Source organism: Spiroplasma endosymbiont of Dromius quadrimaculatus (assembly GCF_964031155.1).
GTDB lineage: Bacteria > Bacillota_I > Bacilli_A > Mycoplasmatales > Nriv7 > Nriv7.
This window is the reverse complement of sequence record NZ_OZ035010.1, coordinates 172828-191281: the sequence shown is the minus strand read 5'-3', so window position 1 is coordinate 191281 and position 18454 is coordinate 172828. Positions and strand designations below refer to the sequence as shown.

At 24.1% G+C, this 18454-nt stretch carries 15 protein-coding genes; 12 read left to right on the top strand and 3 right to left on the bottom strand.

Annotation, left to right across the window (positions count from 1 at the left end; genetic code table 4):
• The first annotated feature begins 56 nt into the window (after window positions 1-56).
• The 7 genes from AAHM88_RS01050 (at window position 57) to AAHM88_RS01020 (ending at window position 7259) form a co-directional block, all read left to right on the top strand.
• Window positions 57-323, top strand: coding sequence for a hypothetical protein (locus AAHM88_RS01050; RefSeq protein WP_342262961.1), 267 nt, complete (start codon window positions 57-59; stop codon window positions 321-323).
• Between the two features lie 287 nt (window positions 324-610).
• Window positions 611-868 carry a hypothetical protein gene (locus AAHM88_RS01045; RefSeq protein WP_342262960.1) on the top strand — a complete coding sequence of 86 codons (258 nt, stop codon included), beginning with the start codon at window positions 611-613 and terminating at the stop codon, window positions 866-868.
• Between the two features lie 84 nt (window positions 869-952).
• On the top strand, window positions 953-2956 hold the full coding sequence (locus tag AAHM88_RS01040; protein WP_342262959.1) for a fructose-specific PTS transporter subunit EIIC: 2004 nt from the start codon (window positions 953-955) through the stop codon (window positions 2954-2956).
• A gap of 3 nt (window positions 2957-2959) precedes the next feature.
• Entirely contained in the window at window positions 2960-3877 is a 918-nt protein-coding gene (locus AAHM88_RS01035; RefSeq protein WP_342262958.1) for a type I phosphomannose isomerase catalytic subunit, read from the top strand.
• Window positions 3878-3956: 79 nt separating this feature from the next.
• Window positions 3957-5300, top strand: coding sequence for a hypothetical protein (locus AAHM88_RS01030; RefSeq protein ID WP_342262957.1), 1344 nt, complete (start codon window positions 3957-3959; stop codon window positions 5298-5300).
• A 75-nt stretch (window positions 5301-5375) separates the two neighbouring features.
• Window positions 5376-6494: a hypothetical protein gene (locus AAHM88_RS01025; protein WP_342262956.1), complete on the top strand. Its 1119-nt coding sequence runs from the start codon at window positions 5376-5378 to the stop codon at window positions 6492-6494.
• Between the two features lie 3 nt (window positions 6495-6497).
• Window positions 6498-7259: a hypothetical protein gene (locus AAHM88_RS01020; RefSeq protein WP_342262955.1), complete on the top strand. Its 762-nt coding sequence runs from the start codon at window positions 6498-6500 to the stop codon at window positions 7257-7259.
• 7 nt (window positions 7260-7266) lie between these two features.
• On the opposite strand, the gene AAHM88_RS01015 is transcribed toward AAHM88_RS01020, so the two are convergent.
• From AAHM88_RS01015 to AAHM88_RS01005, 3 genes are read right to left on the bottom strand one after another with little or no spacing between them, the layout of a single operon-like run.
• A complete protein-coding gene (locus tag AAHM88_RS01015; RefSeq protein WP_342262954.1) occupies window positions 7267-8940 on the bottom strand; it encodes a hypothetical protein in 1674 nt (557 codons plus the stop codon).
• A gap of 24 nt (window positions 8941-8964) precedes the next feature.
• Complete coding sequence (locus AAHM88_RS01010) at window positions 8965-10578, bottom strand: hypothetical protein (RefSeq protein WP_342262953.1); 1614 nt, start codon at window positions 10576-10578, stop codon at window positions 8965-8967.
• A 29-nt stretch (window positions 10579-10607) separates the two neighbouring features.
• Window positions 10608-12503 (bottom strand): hypothetical protein, encoded by a 1896-nt coding sequence (locus AAHM88_RS01005; protein ID WP_342262952.1) that lies wholly within the window; start codon window positions 12501-12503, stop codon window positions 10608-10610.
• Between the two features lie 207 nt (window positions 12504-12710).
• Between AAHM88_RS01005 and AAHM88_RS01000 the strand changes: the two genes are divergently transcribed.
• Genes AAHM88_RS01000 through AAHM88_RS00980 form a run of 5 tightly spaced genes read left to right on the top strand, consistent with a single transcriptional unit; the run spans window position 12711 to window position 18450 of the window.
• On the top strand, window positions 12711-14378 hold the full coding sequence (locus tag AAHM88_RS01000) for an AI-2E family transporter (RefSeq protein WP_342262951.1): 1668 nt from the start codon (window positions 12711-12713) through the stop codon (window positions 14376-14378).
• A 26-nt stretch (window positions 14379-14404) separates the two neighbouring features.
• Window positions 14405-17152 (top strand): alanine--tRNA ligase, encoded by a 2748-nt coding sequence (gene alaS / locus AAHM88_RS00995; RefSeq protein WP_342262950.1) that lies wholly within the window; start codon window positions 14405-14407, stop codon window positions 17150-17152.
• A complete protein-coding gene (gene ruvX / locus AAHM88_RS00990; protein WP_338967206.1) occupies window positions 17140-17577 on the top strand; it encodes a Holliday junction resolvase RuvX in 438 nt (145 codons plus the stop codon). Before alaS ends, ruvX begins: the two co-directional genes overlap by 13 nt.
• A 39-nt stretch (window positions 17578-17616) precedes the next feature.
• On the top strand, window positions 17617-18105 hold the full coding sequence (gene greA / locus AAHM88_RS00985; RefSeq protein WP_342262949.1) for a transcription elongation factor GreA: 489 nt from the start codon (window positions 17617-17619) through the stop codon (window positions 18103-18105).
• 48 nt (window positions 18106-18153) lie between these two features.
• The gene (locus tag AAHM88_RS00980) at window positions 18154-18450 is read left to right on the top strand and encodes a hypothetical protein (protein ID WP_342190113.1); all 297 of its coding nucleotides are present in this window, start codon (window positions 18154-18156) and stop codon (window positions 18448-18450) included.
• The last annotated feature ends 4 nt before the right edge of the window (window positions 18451-18454 follow it).

Sequence of the window (18454 nt, the reverse complement as noted above, 5' to 3'; positions counted from 1 at the left end):
TTTTATTTGATGTTTTTAATACAATAAGTTATATTAGGAAGGTAATAAAGTAATATATGAGTCATAACATAAAAGCAACTGAAAGCAATGATGAATTAAAACTAATTAAAAAGGAACAAATAAAGGTAAAACATTATATAAAACATTTAGAAGATTATAAAGTGAAAATTAATAATAAGTTAATTGATTATCAACAGTTATTAGAAATGACCCAACAACATACTGTACGCGGTAGGGAGCACTATGACTTGAAAATTGATGTAATTGATGAACTAGTTAAATTATCAGAAAAAAAATTAAAAGAGAAAATCAAAGAAAATTAATTGAAAATAAAATAAAAAAATTACAAAAGTATCAATTAGAGCTACTTGCTCACAAACAAAAAATTGAAGAGAATTGTCATAAACAACAAAGACAAAAACTTGAAAGCGAAACATTTAGGATATTATTAATTATTCAAAATGAAGAAAATAAATTATATCAGTCATTTCCAAAATTAGAAAACTTCATATTAGAAAAAGAAAGAAAACTTCATTATTATGAACAATTAAGAATAATTCGTGAAGCAAGACTACTCCAAGAAATTCAAAATGGATGGATTGATAAGAGTATGAATACAATTAATAAGTTAAAAGAATTAAAAATCAGAAAAAATCAGAAAATGGCACAAAAAAATGAAATTATTGCTGAAATTAAAAATCGCCAAGAACATTTAATGAAACTAGAAAATTATAAAAATGAACTATATAATAACTTAACTTCTGTTGAGAAAACAAGAATAAAGGAAGAATTGTTAAATTCAATGCCATCAGCACCAATATTACCAGATAATATGATTAATGAATTAAATGATATAACAATACAATAAATTTTCACATTAAAATAATATTATTTAAAATTCTAAAAATATGATAATATTAGTATATAAAGATATAGTAAAGGCATTAAACAAATGAATACAAACTTATTAAAATTAAACAATATTGTTTTTAATCTTGATGTTAATAGTCAAGATGATATTTTTAATGAAATTGCTCGTTTAGCTGTTAAAAGTAATATTATTAACAGTCAAGATGATACTATTTTAATTAAAGCACTAAAAGCAAGAGAAGCTTTAACATCAACGGGAATGGGTGCTGGTTTAGCTATTCCGCATGCCCAAGATGATGTCATTAAAAAACCAACAGTAATGTTTTTGCGTTTTAAACAAAAAATGGATTGAAAAGCAATTGATGATCAACCTGTGCAAATGGCAATTGTTTTACTTGTTCCTAAAATTCAAGCTAGTGATTTACACTTAAATATTTTAAGTTCCATTGCTCAAAGATTATTAGATGAAAAAGTTAAAGAAATTTTAACAAGTAGCCTTAGTAAAGAAGAAATTATTAATGCTTTGTTTTGCGAAGAAGCTAACGAACTAAAGATAGTATCAAAACCAACAAATATTTTAGCCATTACTGCTTGTCCAGTTGGTGTTGCTCATACTTATATTGCTGCTGACAAGTTAAAACAAGCAGCAAAGAAGTTAGATTATGGCATTAATGTGGAAACTCATGGAGCAGCGGGAGTTAAAAATTCATTTACTAATGAAGATATTGCTAATGCTGATGCAGTTTTAATTGCATCTGATATTGGCATTGATTTAAGTCGTTTTGCTAATAAAAAAATTTTACAAGTTAAAGTAAGTCAAGCAATTAAAAATCCTGAACAATTATTAATTGATGCTTTAAATAGTAATAAAGTATTGTCTGCAATTAATTTTAGTACTAAAAATAAACAAAATAATAGTTCTATTTTAAAACACTTTATGACCGGTGTTAGTTATATGGTACCTTTTGTTATTTTGGGAGGGATTTTAGTTGCACTATCTATTAGCTTAGCAAAAATTATTACAGGAAACAATAATGCTACACCTGATGATATTGAATTTTTAAAATATTTAAATATTATTGGGGCTAGTGCCATGTATTTAATGATTCCTATTTTAGGCGGTTTTATTGCTTATTCAATTGCGGGTAGGGCTGCTTTAGTGCCAGCAATGGTAGCATCATTAATAGGAAACGAGGGAAATAATTTTTTTAAGTTTTTTAAAGTAAATATTATTGACTCGGTTACAAATAAACCAATTGATATGGTACCAATGGGTTTTGTTGGTGCATTAATCGCTGGATTAGTAGCAGGATATTTAGTAAAATGAATTAATTCGTGAAAAGTACCACAATCACTATCAGCAGCCATTCCAATTTTTGTTATTCCCATTTTGGTTGGAGGATTGTTATCTTTAACATTTATTTTTGTTATTGGTGCCCCAATTTCTTATGTTATGACTTGAGTGCAATATGGTTTATCCTGAGTTTATGGTAATCAAAATATTGGCTTAGGAATTGCCTTTGCAATGGGGTTATTAATTGGAGCAATGGCAGGATTTGACATTGGTGGTCCAATTAATAAAGTTGCTTTCTTTACTGCTAGTACATTAGTTACAATGAAAATTTATCAACCAATGGGAACAATAGCAGCCGCTATTCCCGTAGCACCGCTTGGAATGGGTTTAAGTACAATAATTTTTCGTAAATATTTTGATGCTGAAAGTCGACAAGCAGGAATTGCCTCATTAATTATGGGAACAATTGGTATATCTGAAGGTGCAATTCCCTTTGCAATTAGGGATCCTAAAAGAGCTATTATTGCTAATGTTATTGGCTCATCAATTGCTGGTGGATTAGCGGGAATTTTTTCAATTCAAAATTATGCCCAACATGGAGGGCCAATTATGGCATTCCTTGGCGCCGTTCCATATGGACCGCAAACAGCAATTTTCTTAATTATCATTGCTGTTGGAACCTTAATAACTTGCTTTTCATATGGACTATTACTAATGATAAAAAATAATGAATTAAATTTAAAAAAATATAATTTTATGAAATATACTACTTGATTTAAAAGAGGGAAATAATTAATGTCACAAATTTTAAAATTAAAACCGCAATTTCTTAAAAAAATATGAGGCTCTCATCGCCTTCAAAATTGAGGATATGATATTAATAATGAAACAAATATGGGAGAAGCTTGAGTAATTAGTGCTTTAGATTCAAATCCTACTGCTATTATAAACGGTTCATTTCAAGGACTAACATTAAAAGATTTTTATGAAAGAAATAAAAATTTATTTAATTTAACTTATAATGAATTTCCATTATTAAGTAAGATTATTACTAGTGATGATTATTTAAGTGTTCAAGTTCATCCCAATGATGAATATGCTAAAGCTCATCATCAAAGTCTAGGAAAAGCAGAGTGTTGATATATTCTTGATTGTCCCAAAGATGCTAAAATTATTTATGGTCATAGCGCTAATGATAATCAACAATTAACAACAATGATTAATGAAAAGCAATGAAAGCATTTTTTAAAAGAAGTTGCCATCGTTCCCGGAGATTTTTTATATGTTCCGCCTGGTAAAGTTCATGCGATAACTCCCGAAGTTACAATTTTTGAATTACAACAATCTTCTGACATTACTTATCGTCTTTATGATTTTGATCGTAAAGATGATGAAGGAAATTTACGAGCATTACATTTAAAAGATAGTTTAGCAACAATTACTGTTCCTGATACTAACTTAGATGTTATTCATCGTGAAAATGGATTATTAGTTAATAATGAATATTTTTCATTACATTTAATTAATAATTCATTGCCAACAACTTACGATTTTAATGAAACTAAGTGATTACAATTAACAGTTGTTAGTGGGGCGGGAACAATAAATGATGAACCTTTTAAAATGGGTGAATCAGCAATCATTTTAGATGATAAAATAATGCAATTAACAATTACGGGAACAATAAAATTACTAGTTAGTTATTGTAAATAAAATTTTAAAAAATAATCAATCACTTGATTATTTTTTTATTATTCTTTGATATCATAATAATTAAGGAGAGTGCTTAATTGTGAAATTTTCAATATTATTTAGTATTATAGGAACTTTATTAGGAAGTAATAGTGTTGTAGCTACAATAATAAATAGTAAAAATGATTATTTATTATTTTCTAATAACGATACTAATATTAATTCTTGATATAAAAATGTTAAAACATTAATAAACGAACAATTAGAAGTTGTTCAAGACCCTAATTTAACAAATGAATACCGGTTAAATGAATTTATTCGTTTGCAAAATGAAATTGATGTTTTAATTACAAAAATTAAAAACTTACAAATTCAAATTTTTCAAGATTTATCAATTAATAAGGTAAATAAACTAAAATACTTAAATGATTGAAAAACTAAATTAAAAACAATAATGACACAGGTGAAACATAATCGGTTAATAATATCTAATTTATTAATTTTAGGAAACTATGAACGCGAGCAAATGTTAATCATCATTAGTAATATGATAATGAATCTTGATAAATATATTATGACTTTAAATGATGAAGAAGAAATAAATGAAGAAGAAGATTTTAATCACCTTATTATTAAAGTAAAAAAATTTTTTGAAATTGAATATGATTGAAATTTTACGGCTAATCATATCCAAGCAAATGTTATTAATAAAATAAATCAAGAACTTAAAAATTATTTAGGTAATGATAGTAAAGTTGTGCAAGTTAAATTATGAAATTATTTTGATGAAAATAAAAATTTAAACTCAGGAACTCAAAAGATTTATTTAATGGTTTATATTAATAATATATTAATTAATGATCAAATAAATAATTCCATTACAATAAAATTAAAAAATATTGGTTTATCAGATTTTGAAATAATGACAAAAGTAAAATCGTTATTTAGTCAATCATTTTCTTTTGAACAACATTTTTTAACAACTAGTCATATCAGAAGCAATGCTTATCAACTAGCATTAAAATTAGTTAAGAATATTCATTCGAAAATTCAATTATTTCATAGTTCGCAAAATATTAATGAAAAACTTAAAAAGAATGATAATCATTTTAATATAACAATTAAAGTTGGTATTTTACAAACACAACTCCAATTTAAAATTACTGAAGTTAAAATCATGCATATTTGATTAGATAAATTATTAAATACGCATCATAATTTCTTTTTATTGAATATTTTAGGGCAACAATGTTTAGAGAAAGTTTTACGAACCGAAAAAAAACAAATGATATCTAATTTTTTCCTAACCCATATGCAATGAAATCCTCAAATTAAACTTAGTGAAACTGGCAAATCATTTTATCTTGAATTTAATAATGAACAGTTTTGAGTTTGAAGACTTAGTTATGAAACTTTAACTATTCTTGTTATTAAACTGAAATAGAATTTATAATAATAAAAATTAGTTAGGCAAATGGAATATATTAATGAAATTACTGTTTAGTTAGAGGTTAAAGATATGACAACAAAAATCTTATTATTTATTATTTTTTTTAATTTTTCTAGTAATACTATCGTAAATATGAGTGATTTAATTCGCTTTGATCGGAATATTGATAATGTGACAATATCAAAGTTATTAGATAATAACTTATATTCTTTTGATATGTTACGAGTCTTAGATGTAGCAACAGTATCTGAAACTGATAAAAAATTTTTAGAAACATTAGAGCAAAAGAAATATCAAAAAGCTAACGAAAATAAAGTTTTAGAATTTAATCGGATCTATAATCATATCCAATATCCTAATTTTAATAGTTTGAATGAACAATTTCAAGTAAACCGAGTTCACAAGGATAATATTATTCAAGGAGTAGATTTTATAAATGAAAGAAAATTAAAAGATGCTTTAGTTAAAATCTTTAATTTTTTGTTTAATTTTATTCCCACACAAAGTTTAATGAATATGTTTTTAGGAATTTATATTAATTCCAGTAAGAATATTTTACCTTTAGATCAAAATGATTTTTCCCAAATTAGAGCTACATTTGTTCCTTCTAAGTCTTTAGATTATCCTTTTAGTTGTATTTTTATTAATTCTGATATTTATGATACTAGTGCTAAGGAAGATTATCTTACTGGTTTTAGTGCTGTTAATAATGATGAATATGGTAGTATTGTTCATGAATGAGGCCATGCTCTTGCTCATTTTCTTTATATTATTAATGATCGCATTTTGCAAGCTAATTTTAATCGCGCAATAAATATTAGTTCATGTGATGAAGCAAGAAATACACTTATTAGTGATATTTCACCAAAAATTTATCAAAAACAACGAATATGAGAATATAACTTTGCTGAAATTTTATATAATAAAATTATTCCATCAAATGGAATAATTACTTCAATAACAGCATTGCAAAGAAAATTAGCTTTATTTACAGCATTACCTAGTCATTATGGTTGAGGTTTTGGAAAAACTGCTAATTCATCACCATACTTTTTTGAAAATGAGTATTTTGCTGAAGCTTTTACATATTGATTTTTAACACCAGATATCCAAAAAAATTATTATTGAGAATTAATTAATGATACATTTATGGAAATATTAGAAGATATTCGAGTATATGAGGTTTAGATTATGAATATTTTTAAAACAATAGGAATAATTTTAATTTTTTTTAATAGTAACGGTTTTAGTAATAATATTAAGCAAAGTAATGAACATAATATTACTGATGAACAATCAGTAAATACAATGATGGCATTATTTAATGGTATTATTGGTAATGAAAATTATTTCATTTTTAATAATGAATGAGTTAAGGTTAAAGATAATTGAAATCAAATTTTACAATTAATTAAGAATAAATGAAAACTTTATTATCAAGTTGCTTATAATATAATTGCTAATGACTTAGATTTTAATAAATATAAAAAAATAAGTAGTGAAAAGATTACAATTAAAGGTTTTTATCACAATATTTTAGAAAATAAACTTGTTATTAGTTATAAGTATGATAATAATAAATTGCATCAATTTACATTTCGATTATTAAAAGAAGATGAAACATTTTATAAAGATAGTTGAGAATATGAATTTACACAAAATTCTGATATTCTTTTAAAAGAACAAAAAGTTACAAGCGAAAGTTTAAAATTTTGAAAGTTAATAGAACTATTTTGAAAGTCAGTTATCTATTGAAGAATTGAAAAAGTTTTACAAATAATTGATAGTAAAATTGAATTTGAAAATGAAGTATTTTTCTTTAAATTAAATTTATTTCGACTTTTTAGTTATAAATACAAACAAGGTGATAACTTTGTTGAATTTAAATATACTTATTATTTAATGCCTAATAGTATTTATATTTATAGTTTAATGGTTAATATTGAGCAATAAAATTTATTTAATTTCTTTTAATTTCATAGAACAGTAATTCTTCATTAATAAAAATAGCTAATTTTATTTTATTATTTTTAATTAAAGAATCAATTTTAACTTTAATATTTTTATCAACCTTTGCTTGTAATTGTTTTTCAATTATTTCTTCATAATGATAATGATTATTATTATTAAAATTAAAAGTATTATTCTCAAAAAATTTATCAATTTCTTTAATTTTATGTTCAATTCTTAATTTAACATTTTTAATATTTAATGTTCTTAGTAATACTGTTTTAATTCCTAAAATCATTACCTTAAATTTATCATTAGGATAATTTAATTTTCGCTCAGCATCATTACTATTAGGTAAAAAATTTACTTCTAATCGTGGATCAATAATTTCTTTTATTTTGCGATTTATTTTTTTAAGAACACTTTTACCATAGTTAACACTTGCTATTTGTAAATCATGCCATTGAGCAAAAAAATTATTTATTTTATTTATAATATTATTTCCAAACATAATATCTTTAAAATGAACATTAAAATTAAAACTATTAATTCCAAAATTAAGTGTAAATTCTATATTATCATTAAATGGCTTTAAATAAGAATTTTCATTTTGTAATTGTAATTGAATATTACTATGAATTTTGATGCGAAAAAATTGTTGCATTTTACTTAAAATTTCTTCTTGTGAGTTATCAGTGTTAATAATTACATTTTTAACAAAATTATTAATTTCTTCATCAATTTTTTTAAATTCAATAATATTTTTTAATTTTATAATTCCAGTTCAACTTTTTTGCTTATAAGGTTGAATAAATAATCTAATAAAATCTTTATCTTTATTTAAATTTCTAATAGTATTTCTTTGTTCTAATATAGCATTAACAGTAATATAAGCATTAATATCTGTTAGTTTTCCTTTAATAATTTCTTCAACATCTTTAGTAGTATTATTGGTAGTTAAATTTAAATCAATTTCTTCTCGTTGTAATGTATTACCAATAGTACCAATAATATCAGGATAGTTTTTAATATTTTTTAAAAAAATGTTTTTTTCTTTCATAATATTACCAAATGTAATTTCTGTAATGATTGTAGTTTCATCTAATATTTTCTCTTCTCTTGTTATCGTTTTTAATCGTGCTTTTAAATTAATATTTACTTTTTGAAGCTTATCATTTAATTTATCAATGATTTCATTTGTTAGTATTTCTAAAACATCAGCACCCGTATGGAATTGAATTAAATTTCAATTATGAGTTTCATTAAAGAAGTTATTAATTTCATTTTGAACATTTTGTGAACCACCAATAATATTTTTTAATATTATAATATAATCTTTTATTACATTAATAAATTTTACTTTAATACTTATTTTTATATATTCATTTTCTGTAGTTCTCACTATTCTAGTATTACGAGTACTTTTTATAACACTAATATTAGCATCAATTGCTTTTAATTTAGTTTCAATAATTCCTTCAAGTTTTATATAAGAAGTTTCTGAGTTAATTTTTAAATTATGGACTTTTTTAAAGAAAATATCTAGTTGATTTCATACTGATTGTTCTGATGAATAATTAACTAAGTTTTTATTTAAAAGGGGATTAATATTTTTATTTTGTAAAGTAACTCATTGATTTAAATTAAATATTAATAAGCAAAAAGTAATTAATTTTTTTTTCATAAATATTTTCCTTTCAAATGAATTTTAAAAAAGATTAAATGAAATCATTAGTGGCTCATTAAATAAAATATGCTCTAAATAAACAGTTATTTTTTCGTTATTAATTATTTCATAATTGCTGATTCAAAATGAATCAGTTGAAAAATAATGTTTTTCATTTTGAATCATAACACCAGAATTTCCTATTAATAAATAAGGTATTAATAAGGACATTAAATTAGAATTATTTTTACAATTTTGAACTTCATTAAGTTTAAATTTAACACCTTGAAATATATCCTTTACTTTTTCTTTAAATGCAGTAATTAATTCTGAACTAGGATTAGTAAAACGAACATTTTCTAAAGGAATATTAAATTCAAAATTACTAAAGGTATATTTAATCTTACCAATCCGATATTTGTCAAAACGACCTCATCGTAAATAATCCATATTATGATTAATATTAGAAGGATAAATATTCGTAATAAATCTAAAAATTTCTTCTTGATAATTATCTCAGGATGCTAATATCTTTGAAAAATTTAAAGGTTGAGAATCTTGTTTCATTCTTGAAATAGTTTTTCATTGATTAGCAGTATTTTCTAAAAAATTAAATGGTGCCTGTGGTTCTTTAATAGTGGTTTCAATAAAGTTAGTGGTTTCATTTCTTGAAGGTAAGAGAGACGTTAATTCATCACTAATATCATATTCTAGTTCGGTTAGTTCGGTATTGAAGGTATTTTCTCGTGAGATATTAAACATATCTAGAGTGTTAGTTTGTGCCGTGGAAATTAAACTAGTGCCTGCTTGTAAAAGTGATAAACTCCCGCCAATGCCCAAGCCATTACCAATTGTTCCTAATGCTAAGAGTGATAAAAGTGTTGCAATGCTAATAGTGACATTAAAGACAGTTTTAAATCATTCAATAACTTTAATAATAAATTGTTTTCTTTTATTATTAGTAATAGAAGTAGGTAGTTCGGGATGCTGTTTTTGAGGTTTAAAAATATAAATTTGTAAAGGAATTAAATCAGCATTATTAAAATAGTTAAAATAAGCTGTTCAAAAATTAGGATTATGCGGATTTTGTTCTATTTTAATAAATTTTAATCTTAATTTTGATATATTAATTAATTCTCTTTGAACATTTATCGTTTTACCAATATATGAATATAATGTATCTCTTAACATTTCAATATTTTGGAGTTCTGTTTCATCTTGAAGATGAAGAATTTTCGCCAATGAATTATTTTTCATAACATTAATAATTTCTGCTTTAGTTATATCTTTAAAATATTGGAAATAAACTTGAATTGAAGAGGAATTATTAAAATATAAAAATACTCCAAGTTGATTTTCCTTTTCTTCAGTTAATAAGAAACCAGCACGATAGTATTGTGTATCAGTTTCGTTGTTATTAAAGCGAGGAATAATATCATTCATTTCTTGCGAAATAGCGTTATGAATGGAAGCAACATCGTTAGGATTTAAGTTATAGTCTTTATTTATTATTGGTTCCATTGCGATTCATTCATTAGTATTAGCTTTTAAAATCCGATTGATATTTTTATTATTATATGAAATCACTAGTGGTAAAGAAATATTAATAAAATAGATTATTATTAACATTAATAAACTGATGCTTTTTTTATGCATTAATAGCACTCCTCAATTTTATTTAAAGATTATTCATTAATTTCAATATCAATTAAAATTGGAATTACAAATACAAAATGATTATCTTCATTTTTAAATATTGGTTTTAATTGTGAATAATTTTTAATTTCCGTTTCAATAATAATCGCATTATAGTTATTTTTTGCTATTTGGTTATTTTTATTACTAATTTCTGTTTGTAGTAAATGTTTGATTTTATTAGCGTATCTGGTAGTAATATCATCTTCAAGTTTTAAATGAGTAGGGGTAGCTAATTTGAATTGAAATTGATTTGCAGAAATTATTTTTTTATTTTCATAAATTACTTTTTTATTAAAAGTTTCAAGAATTTCTTGTCAAATGGCTTTTATATATCAGTAGTTTTTAAAGTTTGCTAAAATATTATGAAGTTCAATTTCAGGTCGTAAGTAATAATTTTCATAATATAATTCTCTAAAAGCTGATGCTTTTATAAAATAGGTTTTGTTAGTTGGATTCATTTCATTTAAGGCAATAAAATTATCTTGAAAAATATTATTTCATTTAACTTCTAAATTATTATTGCTAGTTGTTATTAAGGGAATAGATGCCTTGATATCTTGTTGACTATGATTTTCTTTTATTTTAATAATAAACTCTGTTATGGAATTATCAATTTGATATTCATTTTTTAATCAATAATTAATAATTGTTGTATTATTAATTATTTTATGAGGAAAAATGGGATTAAGACTATTTTTAGTAACTTGTTCATTTAAAGTTCTATTAATAATTTCTTTTAATTTTAAAATTTCATTATTTGAATTAGAAAAATTTATTTCTGCAAGGTCAAAACTAATATTATTTTCTAAAGTTTCTTTGATATTTTTTAAAAGTTCTTGGTTTACTTCCGACACATTGCCATTAAAAGAAATTTTAGTATGAATTATTTCTTCGTTTAAATATTTTATTGCTATATTAAATGTCTTTTTTGAATTATGAATAGTAAACGGTTCTTTTAAAATAATATTAATATATTTATCTAAATTTAAGTCAATTTTAAATCCATTGTGATTAATAATTTCTGGATTAGCTATTTCAATCATTTCATCTTTAATTAATGTTATTATTGTATTATCTCATTGTTTAGGAGTATTGATATTAATATTAATATTTTTTAATTTTGAAATAATAAAATTTTTATTTGTTTTATGATCTCAATAATATTTTGTTTTAAAATGAAAATATTTTTTAATTTCTTTAAACCTTATCATTAAAGAAAGTTTGTTATTAACAACATCATTAATTTTAAAGGAAATAATATTAATATCATTTGCTTGGATATTAATAATAGAATTGTTAATAGTTATTTTTGGTTTTGTAGTAAATTTTTTAATTGCTTGATTAATACTTTGTAATCAATATTGTTCAGAAATTTTTGGATTAATAAAAATTAAATTACCGTCATTTTCTAAAGTAATTTTATGAATTAAAGCATCAATAATATTATCATTGGAAATTTGTTCTTCTAATTTAATTTCAATATCATTATGCAAACTACCATATCATAATTCAACTTCTAAATAATTTTTAAATTCATTATATTGACTTAGTTTAAATTTAAAATCTAAATATTTTTGTTTAATAAAGTATATTTTCTCACCAGAAGAATCGCTAACTTTTACAAAGGGTTTTTTATTAATAATATTAATAATTTGTTTTTTTAGATTATCTTCAATAGTTTTTTGATAGGCATAGTTAGAATCATTATAGTTATAAATTTGAATTTTTTCATTGCGATTGAAAAGATTGATTAAATATTGAAAAACAATTTTTTCTTCAATTTTAAAGTCAATATGTTCACTTTTATTTATTAATTTATTGAAGTTATTTGAATTTATTGAAATAATAATAGGTATGAAGAAAAACTGCAAAAATTTTGGCATCCTAAATTAACCTTTCTCTGTTTTTTAGTAAATTTAATAGAAAAATCTAAAGTAATCTTATGTAGTTATATTATCAAATATTAATTATTAAAACAAATAATTTTTTACATAACGACCATTTAGGTATTCTTAATAAATTTAATTTCTTATGATATAATTTTAATTGTAAATTTATTTTTTAAAATATTTTAAGGAACGATTTGTAAAATGGAAAGGACAGATACTAAAAACATTGAAATAAAAACGAATAATGGTAACAGTAAAGGTAATTCTTCCAAATTTACTATTAGTTTTGACCACAAATGAACAAGATGATTATTTATAATTTTAATTTGTTTAGTAGTTCTTTTATTATTAAAACTTACGGGTGCTGATCAAATTATTCTTAATGTTATTTTAGCCTTTATTCCCTTAGGATTAGCATTAGCTGTGATTTGAGGTCTCAATCCGTTAATTTATCGTTTGATTAAATTAAAGTTTAATAAAACTGTGGCAAAATATTTAACTTTTTTTATTTCTCTAATTATTGGTATTTTTATTATTGTTTTTTTGCTTTGATTATTTATTGACCAATTTGTAAGTTTTATTAGTCAGTTCTTAGGTGATAGTTCAGTTATTAAAGAAAGATTAGATAATTGAAAAGGTACAGGAGTTGATCAAAATAAATCACTTTTATCACATATCTTTGGTTTTGCTTATGATACAGAAACTGAACAATGACGATTACAAACTAATGTTGATTGAACACCAATAAAAGATAATTGACAAGACATATTAGGTCAAATTAAAACTAAAGCACTTATTAATAATAAAGGTGCTTGGGAAATTTTATTAACAAAATTACGCAATGACTATGGTATTTATTTGGATTCAACTAATAAATTTGTTGTTGATTATTTGCGCTACTTAAAACAACCATCATTAGATACTGTTAGTGAATATTTTAAAAATTTATATACTGAAATCAAAGCATGGTTAATAGCAAATAACATTACTATAGATGACAATGATTTAAATTTAGTAAATGAAGTTGTAATTAATAATGCAAAAATTGGTGTTGCTTTTGATGGTAACAAATTAGGGAAAATGTATCAGTTACTATTTAGTTTTGGCGCCACAGCACAATGATTTTTTTCAGCAACTTTTTTAGTTGATATTATTAATACAATTTATGGTTATACAACAGCCTCCAATTTAACTAATATTTTTCTTAATCGCTATTTTTGAACGATAGCTAGTATTTTTTATGGTTTATTTATTACGATTATGATTACAATGTTTTTGTTAGGTGGCGATAAATCATTTACTAATTTTTTAAAAACGCAATTAATTCCTGGGAAAAATATCAAACGCAAAGAAATTATTGCTAATGCTTTGCAAAAATCTTTATTTGGTTATGGTCGCGGAATATTAATTGATATGAGTTATATGTTTACTTTTACAACTATTATGATAGTTATTGCTGGTTATGTGGCGGGTGGTTCCACATATAAAAGTTCTTTTGCGGTATTAGGTTTATTTATGACTTTTGCTAATATTGTCCCTTATGTGGGACCATTTATTGGAATGGTTCCCATTGCTTTAGCGGGAGTATTAGATGCTTTAGTAGCACCATCAGGAACAAATGAATTAGTTAGTTGGGTACCAATGATTGTTGCTGTAGTTGGTGCATTTATTGTTCAATTAATTGAAAATGCTTTTGTTTATCCAAAAGTTTTTGGACGAGTAACCAAATTACATCCGGTGACAATATTAATGGGAATTTCTATTTTTGGGGCAATTATTGGTATTTGAGGAATGATTATTGCGGTACCAACAATAGCAACAATTAAAGCAGTTGCTAACGATATTTATAATAAGAAATTGCTTTTATAAATTTTAAATTAAAGGGGTATAAATTAATGAAATACTTAACAACTAGTGAGATTAGACAGAAATTTCTTGATTTCTTTATTAAAAATGGTCATTATGCTTTACCTAGTGCATCATTAATTCCTGTTAATGACAATTCATTATTATGAATTAATTCTGGCGTTGCAGCTTTAAAACCGTATTTTGATGGTAGAAAAGCTCCACCTCATCAACGATTAGTAAACTCACAAAAGGCCTTGCGAACTAATGATATTGAAAATGTTGGTTACACAGCAAGACATCATACTTTATTTGAAATGCTAGGTAATTTTTCAATTGGTGATTATTTTAAAAAAGAGGCTATTGTTTTTGCTTGAGAATTTTTAACTAGTAAACAATGATTAGGTATTGATGCTAATAAACTGATTGTTACTGTTTTTCTAGATGATACTGATACCATTAAAATTTGAAAAGAAGTTATTGGTTTAGATTCAAATCGGATTATTTTAGGGAGTCGTGATACCAACTTTTGAGATATGGGTCAGGGTCCTTGTGGTCCAAATACGGAAATTTTTTATGATCGGGGAACTGCTTGAGATAAAGAAAACTATGGTTTGAAGTTATTGCAAGATGATATTGAAAATGATCGTTATTTAGAAATTTGAAATATTGTTTTTTCAGACAGTAATAATGATGGGCAAGGTAATTATCATGATTTACCTCGTAAAAATATTGATACAGGAGCAGGTTTAGAACGATTAGCTTGTATAATCCAAGAAGTACCTACTAATTTTGAAACTGATTTATTTTTACCGATAATTGAAGACATTACTAAATTAGTTAAAGTTTCTTATGTTCCAAATAATATTTTTGAAAAACCTAATGAACAAACAAAAATTAATGTTGCGTTTAAAGTTATTAGTGACCATATTAGAGCGATTTCTTTTGCTATTGGTGATGGTGTTTTTCCTAGTAATAAAGATCGCGGTTATGTTATTCGCCGTTTAATTCGTCGAGCAATGGTTTATGGTCATAAATTGAATATTAATGAACCGTTTTTATATAAATTAGTTATTATTGTTGTTAACTTGATGAAAGATTATTATTCTCATTTAGAAGCAAAACAAGAGATTATTACTAGTACTGTTAAAAAGGAAGAAGAAAAGTTTTTTAATAATCTAAAACAAGGTCTTAATCATTTTAATGAAATGCTAATTGAAGAAAAAACAATTACGGCTGAAAATGCTTTTAAACTATATGATACTTATGGTTTTCCGATTGATTTAACTATTGAGTTAGCAAGTGAAAAAAAAATTACTATTGATTTAGTAAGATATAATGAATTATTAGAAGAACAAAGAAAAGATGCTCGTAATGCACGAAGTAATCAACAAATTGAAGCGATGGATATGCAAAATAAATTATTATTAGATTTAAAAATCTCTAGCATTTTTATTGGTTACGAAGTAGAAGAAAATCCGCAAGCTAAAGTCGTAGTTTTATTTTATGGTGAAGAAATGTTAACATCAGTTAAAGATGATATTGTTGATGTGATACTTGATGCCACACCATTTTATGCTGAAAAAGGTGGTCAAGCTAACGATACAGGAATAATTAGTAATGCCACAATGCTTGGCGAAGTTATTGATGTCAAATTAGCACCCAATAAGCAACATATTCATCGGATCCAAGTTAACGGTACTTTAAAAACTAATGATATTGTTTGTGCTGTTATTAATCATCATCATCGTAATTATGGAATGAAAAATCACTCGGGAACTCATTTATTGCATTCAGCGATTAGAGAAATTTTAGGTGCTGATGCCATGCAAATTGGTTCATTTAATAACTATCAATATTTACGACTAGATATTGCTTACAATAAAGAAATTACAACCCAAAATTTACAAGCTATTAATGATTTAGTTACTAAATGAATTGCGCAAAATGATAGTTGTGAAATTTATATTACTAGTTATGATGAAGCAATTAAAATGAATGCTATGGCTTTTTTTAACGAGAAATATGACAAAGAAGTTCGTGTTGTTAAGTTTGGTAATTATTCTATTGAATTATGTGGGGGAACGCATGTTAAATATACAGGTGATATTGAACAATTATTAATTACTAGTATTGAATCCAAAGGAACTGGTATTTATCGTTTTCAAGCTTTAACATCAAAACAAACAATTAATAATTATTATGATGAACAAATTAAAGATTTAAAAACAAAAAGTGCTGAAAAATTCGCAAAATATAATAAAAATTTATTAACAGATAGTTATCTTGAACAACTATTTAATACCATTACTAGTATGAATAATATTAGTAATGATATATGAAAACAATTGCGTACATTATATTATGAACTTCAAATTGCTTTTAAAAAATGAGAAAAAAAAGCTGAACAAAAACTAATTAAAGAACAAATTAATCAATATCAAAATCTGGAAATTATTTCATTGCCAACATATAATATTTTAATTTATCAATTTAATGATCTTGCAATTGCTACTTTAAAGTTATTAGCGGATAAATATCGGTTATTAGATAATAAATTAGTAATTATTTTTACTAATAAAAATATTAATACAAAAAATTCGTTATTAGTAGTTGTTAGTGAATCTTTAATTAAAGAAGGATTAAGTGCCGTTACAATTGTTAAATCTTTAACAAAACAATGTCAAGGTTCTGGTGGCGGAAATATGCAATTAGCTTTAGGTGGATTTAATAATGAAATAAAAATGCAAGAATTATTACAACAATTAAAACAAGAAGATGCGTTATGAAATATTTAGGCTTAGATGTGGGTAGCAAAACAATTGGTTTAGCTATTGGTCAAGGAATTATTAGTTTATCAAAAACAACAATTAATTTTCCTGAATATAATTTTTCTCAAGCTATTAATTTAGTATTACAATTTATTAAACAAGAAAATCCTGATATAATTATTGTTGGTCATCCCTTAAATATGAATGGAACTAAAAGTACAACAACAATAATGGTTGAAGATTTTGTTTTGCAACTAAAAACAAAAACTAATTGCGAAATTATTTTATGAGATGAAAGATTAACATCACGATCGGCTAATCAAATAATGTTAACTGCTAATGTTTCACGGAAAAAACGAAAAATGAATAAAGATAAATTAGCAGCTCAATTAATTTTACAAAACTATTTTGATTATTTACAGCATCTTGCAAAAGCAAAAAAAGACAAATAATATATGTTATAATACATATTAAATAAAGGAGACAAAGTAATGGAAGATAATAATAACAATAATGAAATTTTGCTAACTAAAGAAGGTAAAGAAGAATTAAATCAAGAATTAAATGAGTTAATCAATATTATTCGTCCACAAGTAATTAAAGAATTAGTTGAAGCACGAAACCAAGGTGACTTATCAGAAAATGCTGAGTATGAATCAGCAAGAAATCGCCAAGCTGAAGTTGAAGGTCGAATTAAAGAAATTGAAGATACTTTAGCTCGTGCTAAAGTTATTGCTACTGATCGTCAAGGAACTAAAACCATTAGAATTGGTTCAATAGTAACTATTCTTAATTTAGAAACTAATGATAAATCAACATTTAAAGTTGTTGGTACTGTGGAGGCTGATCCTTTTGAAAATAAAATTTCTAATGAGACTCCCTTAGTTAAAGCCATTTTTGATCACAGTGTTAATGATATTGTTGAAATTAAAGGTAAAGAAACAAAATATAAAGTTAAAATTTTAGAAATTGGAAAATAAAATATTAAATATTAAAAATTTAAAGTAGTGGATTTTTGGAGTGATATCGTGAAGTTAACTGTTCTGACAAATAAAAGTGGTACCTTGCAAATTAGTCAATTAGTTATTAAAAAATTATTAATTTCATATTTAAAATCATTTCCAGCATTAGATATTCAGAGAAAAAATATTAAAATTAATTTTTTTAGTGAACAATGAGTGGTATCAATAGTTTTAAAAGTAAATAAAGAGACAAATTTAGAAACTCTTTGCGAACATTTACAAAACCACATTATTAATAATATTAATGAATCAATATTGATTAAACCCAATAATATTCACTTTATTGTCAGTGTTGCCAAATAAAGGG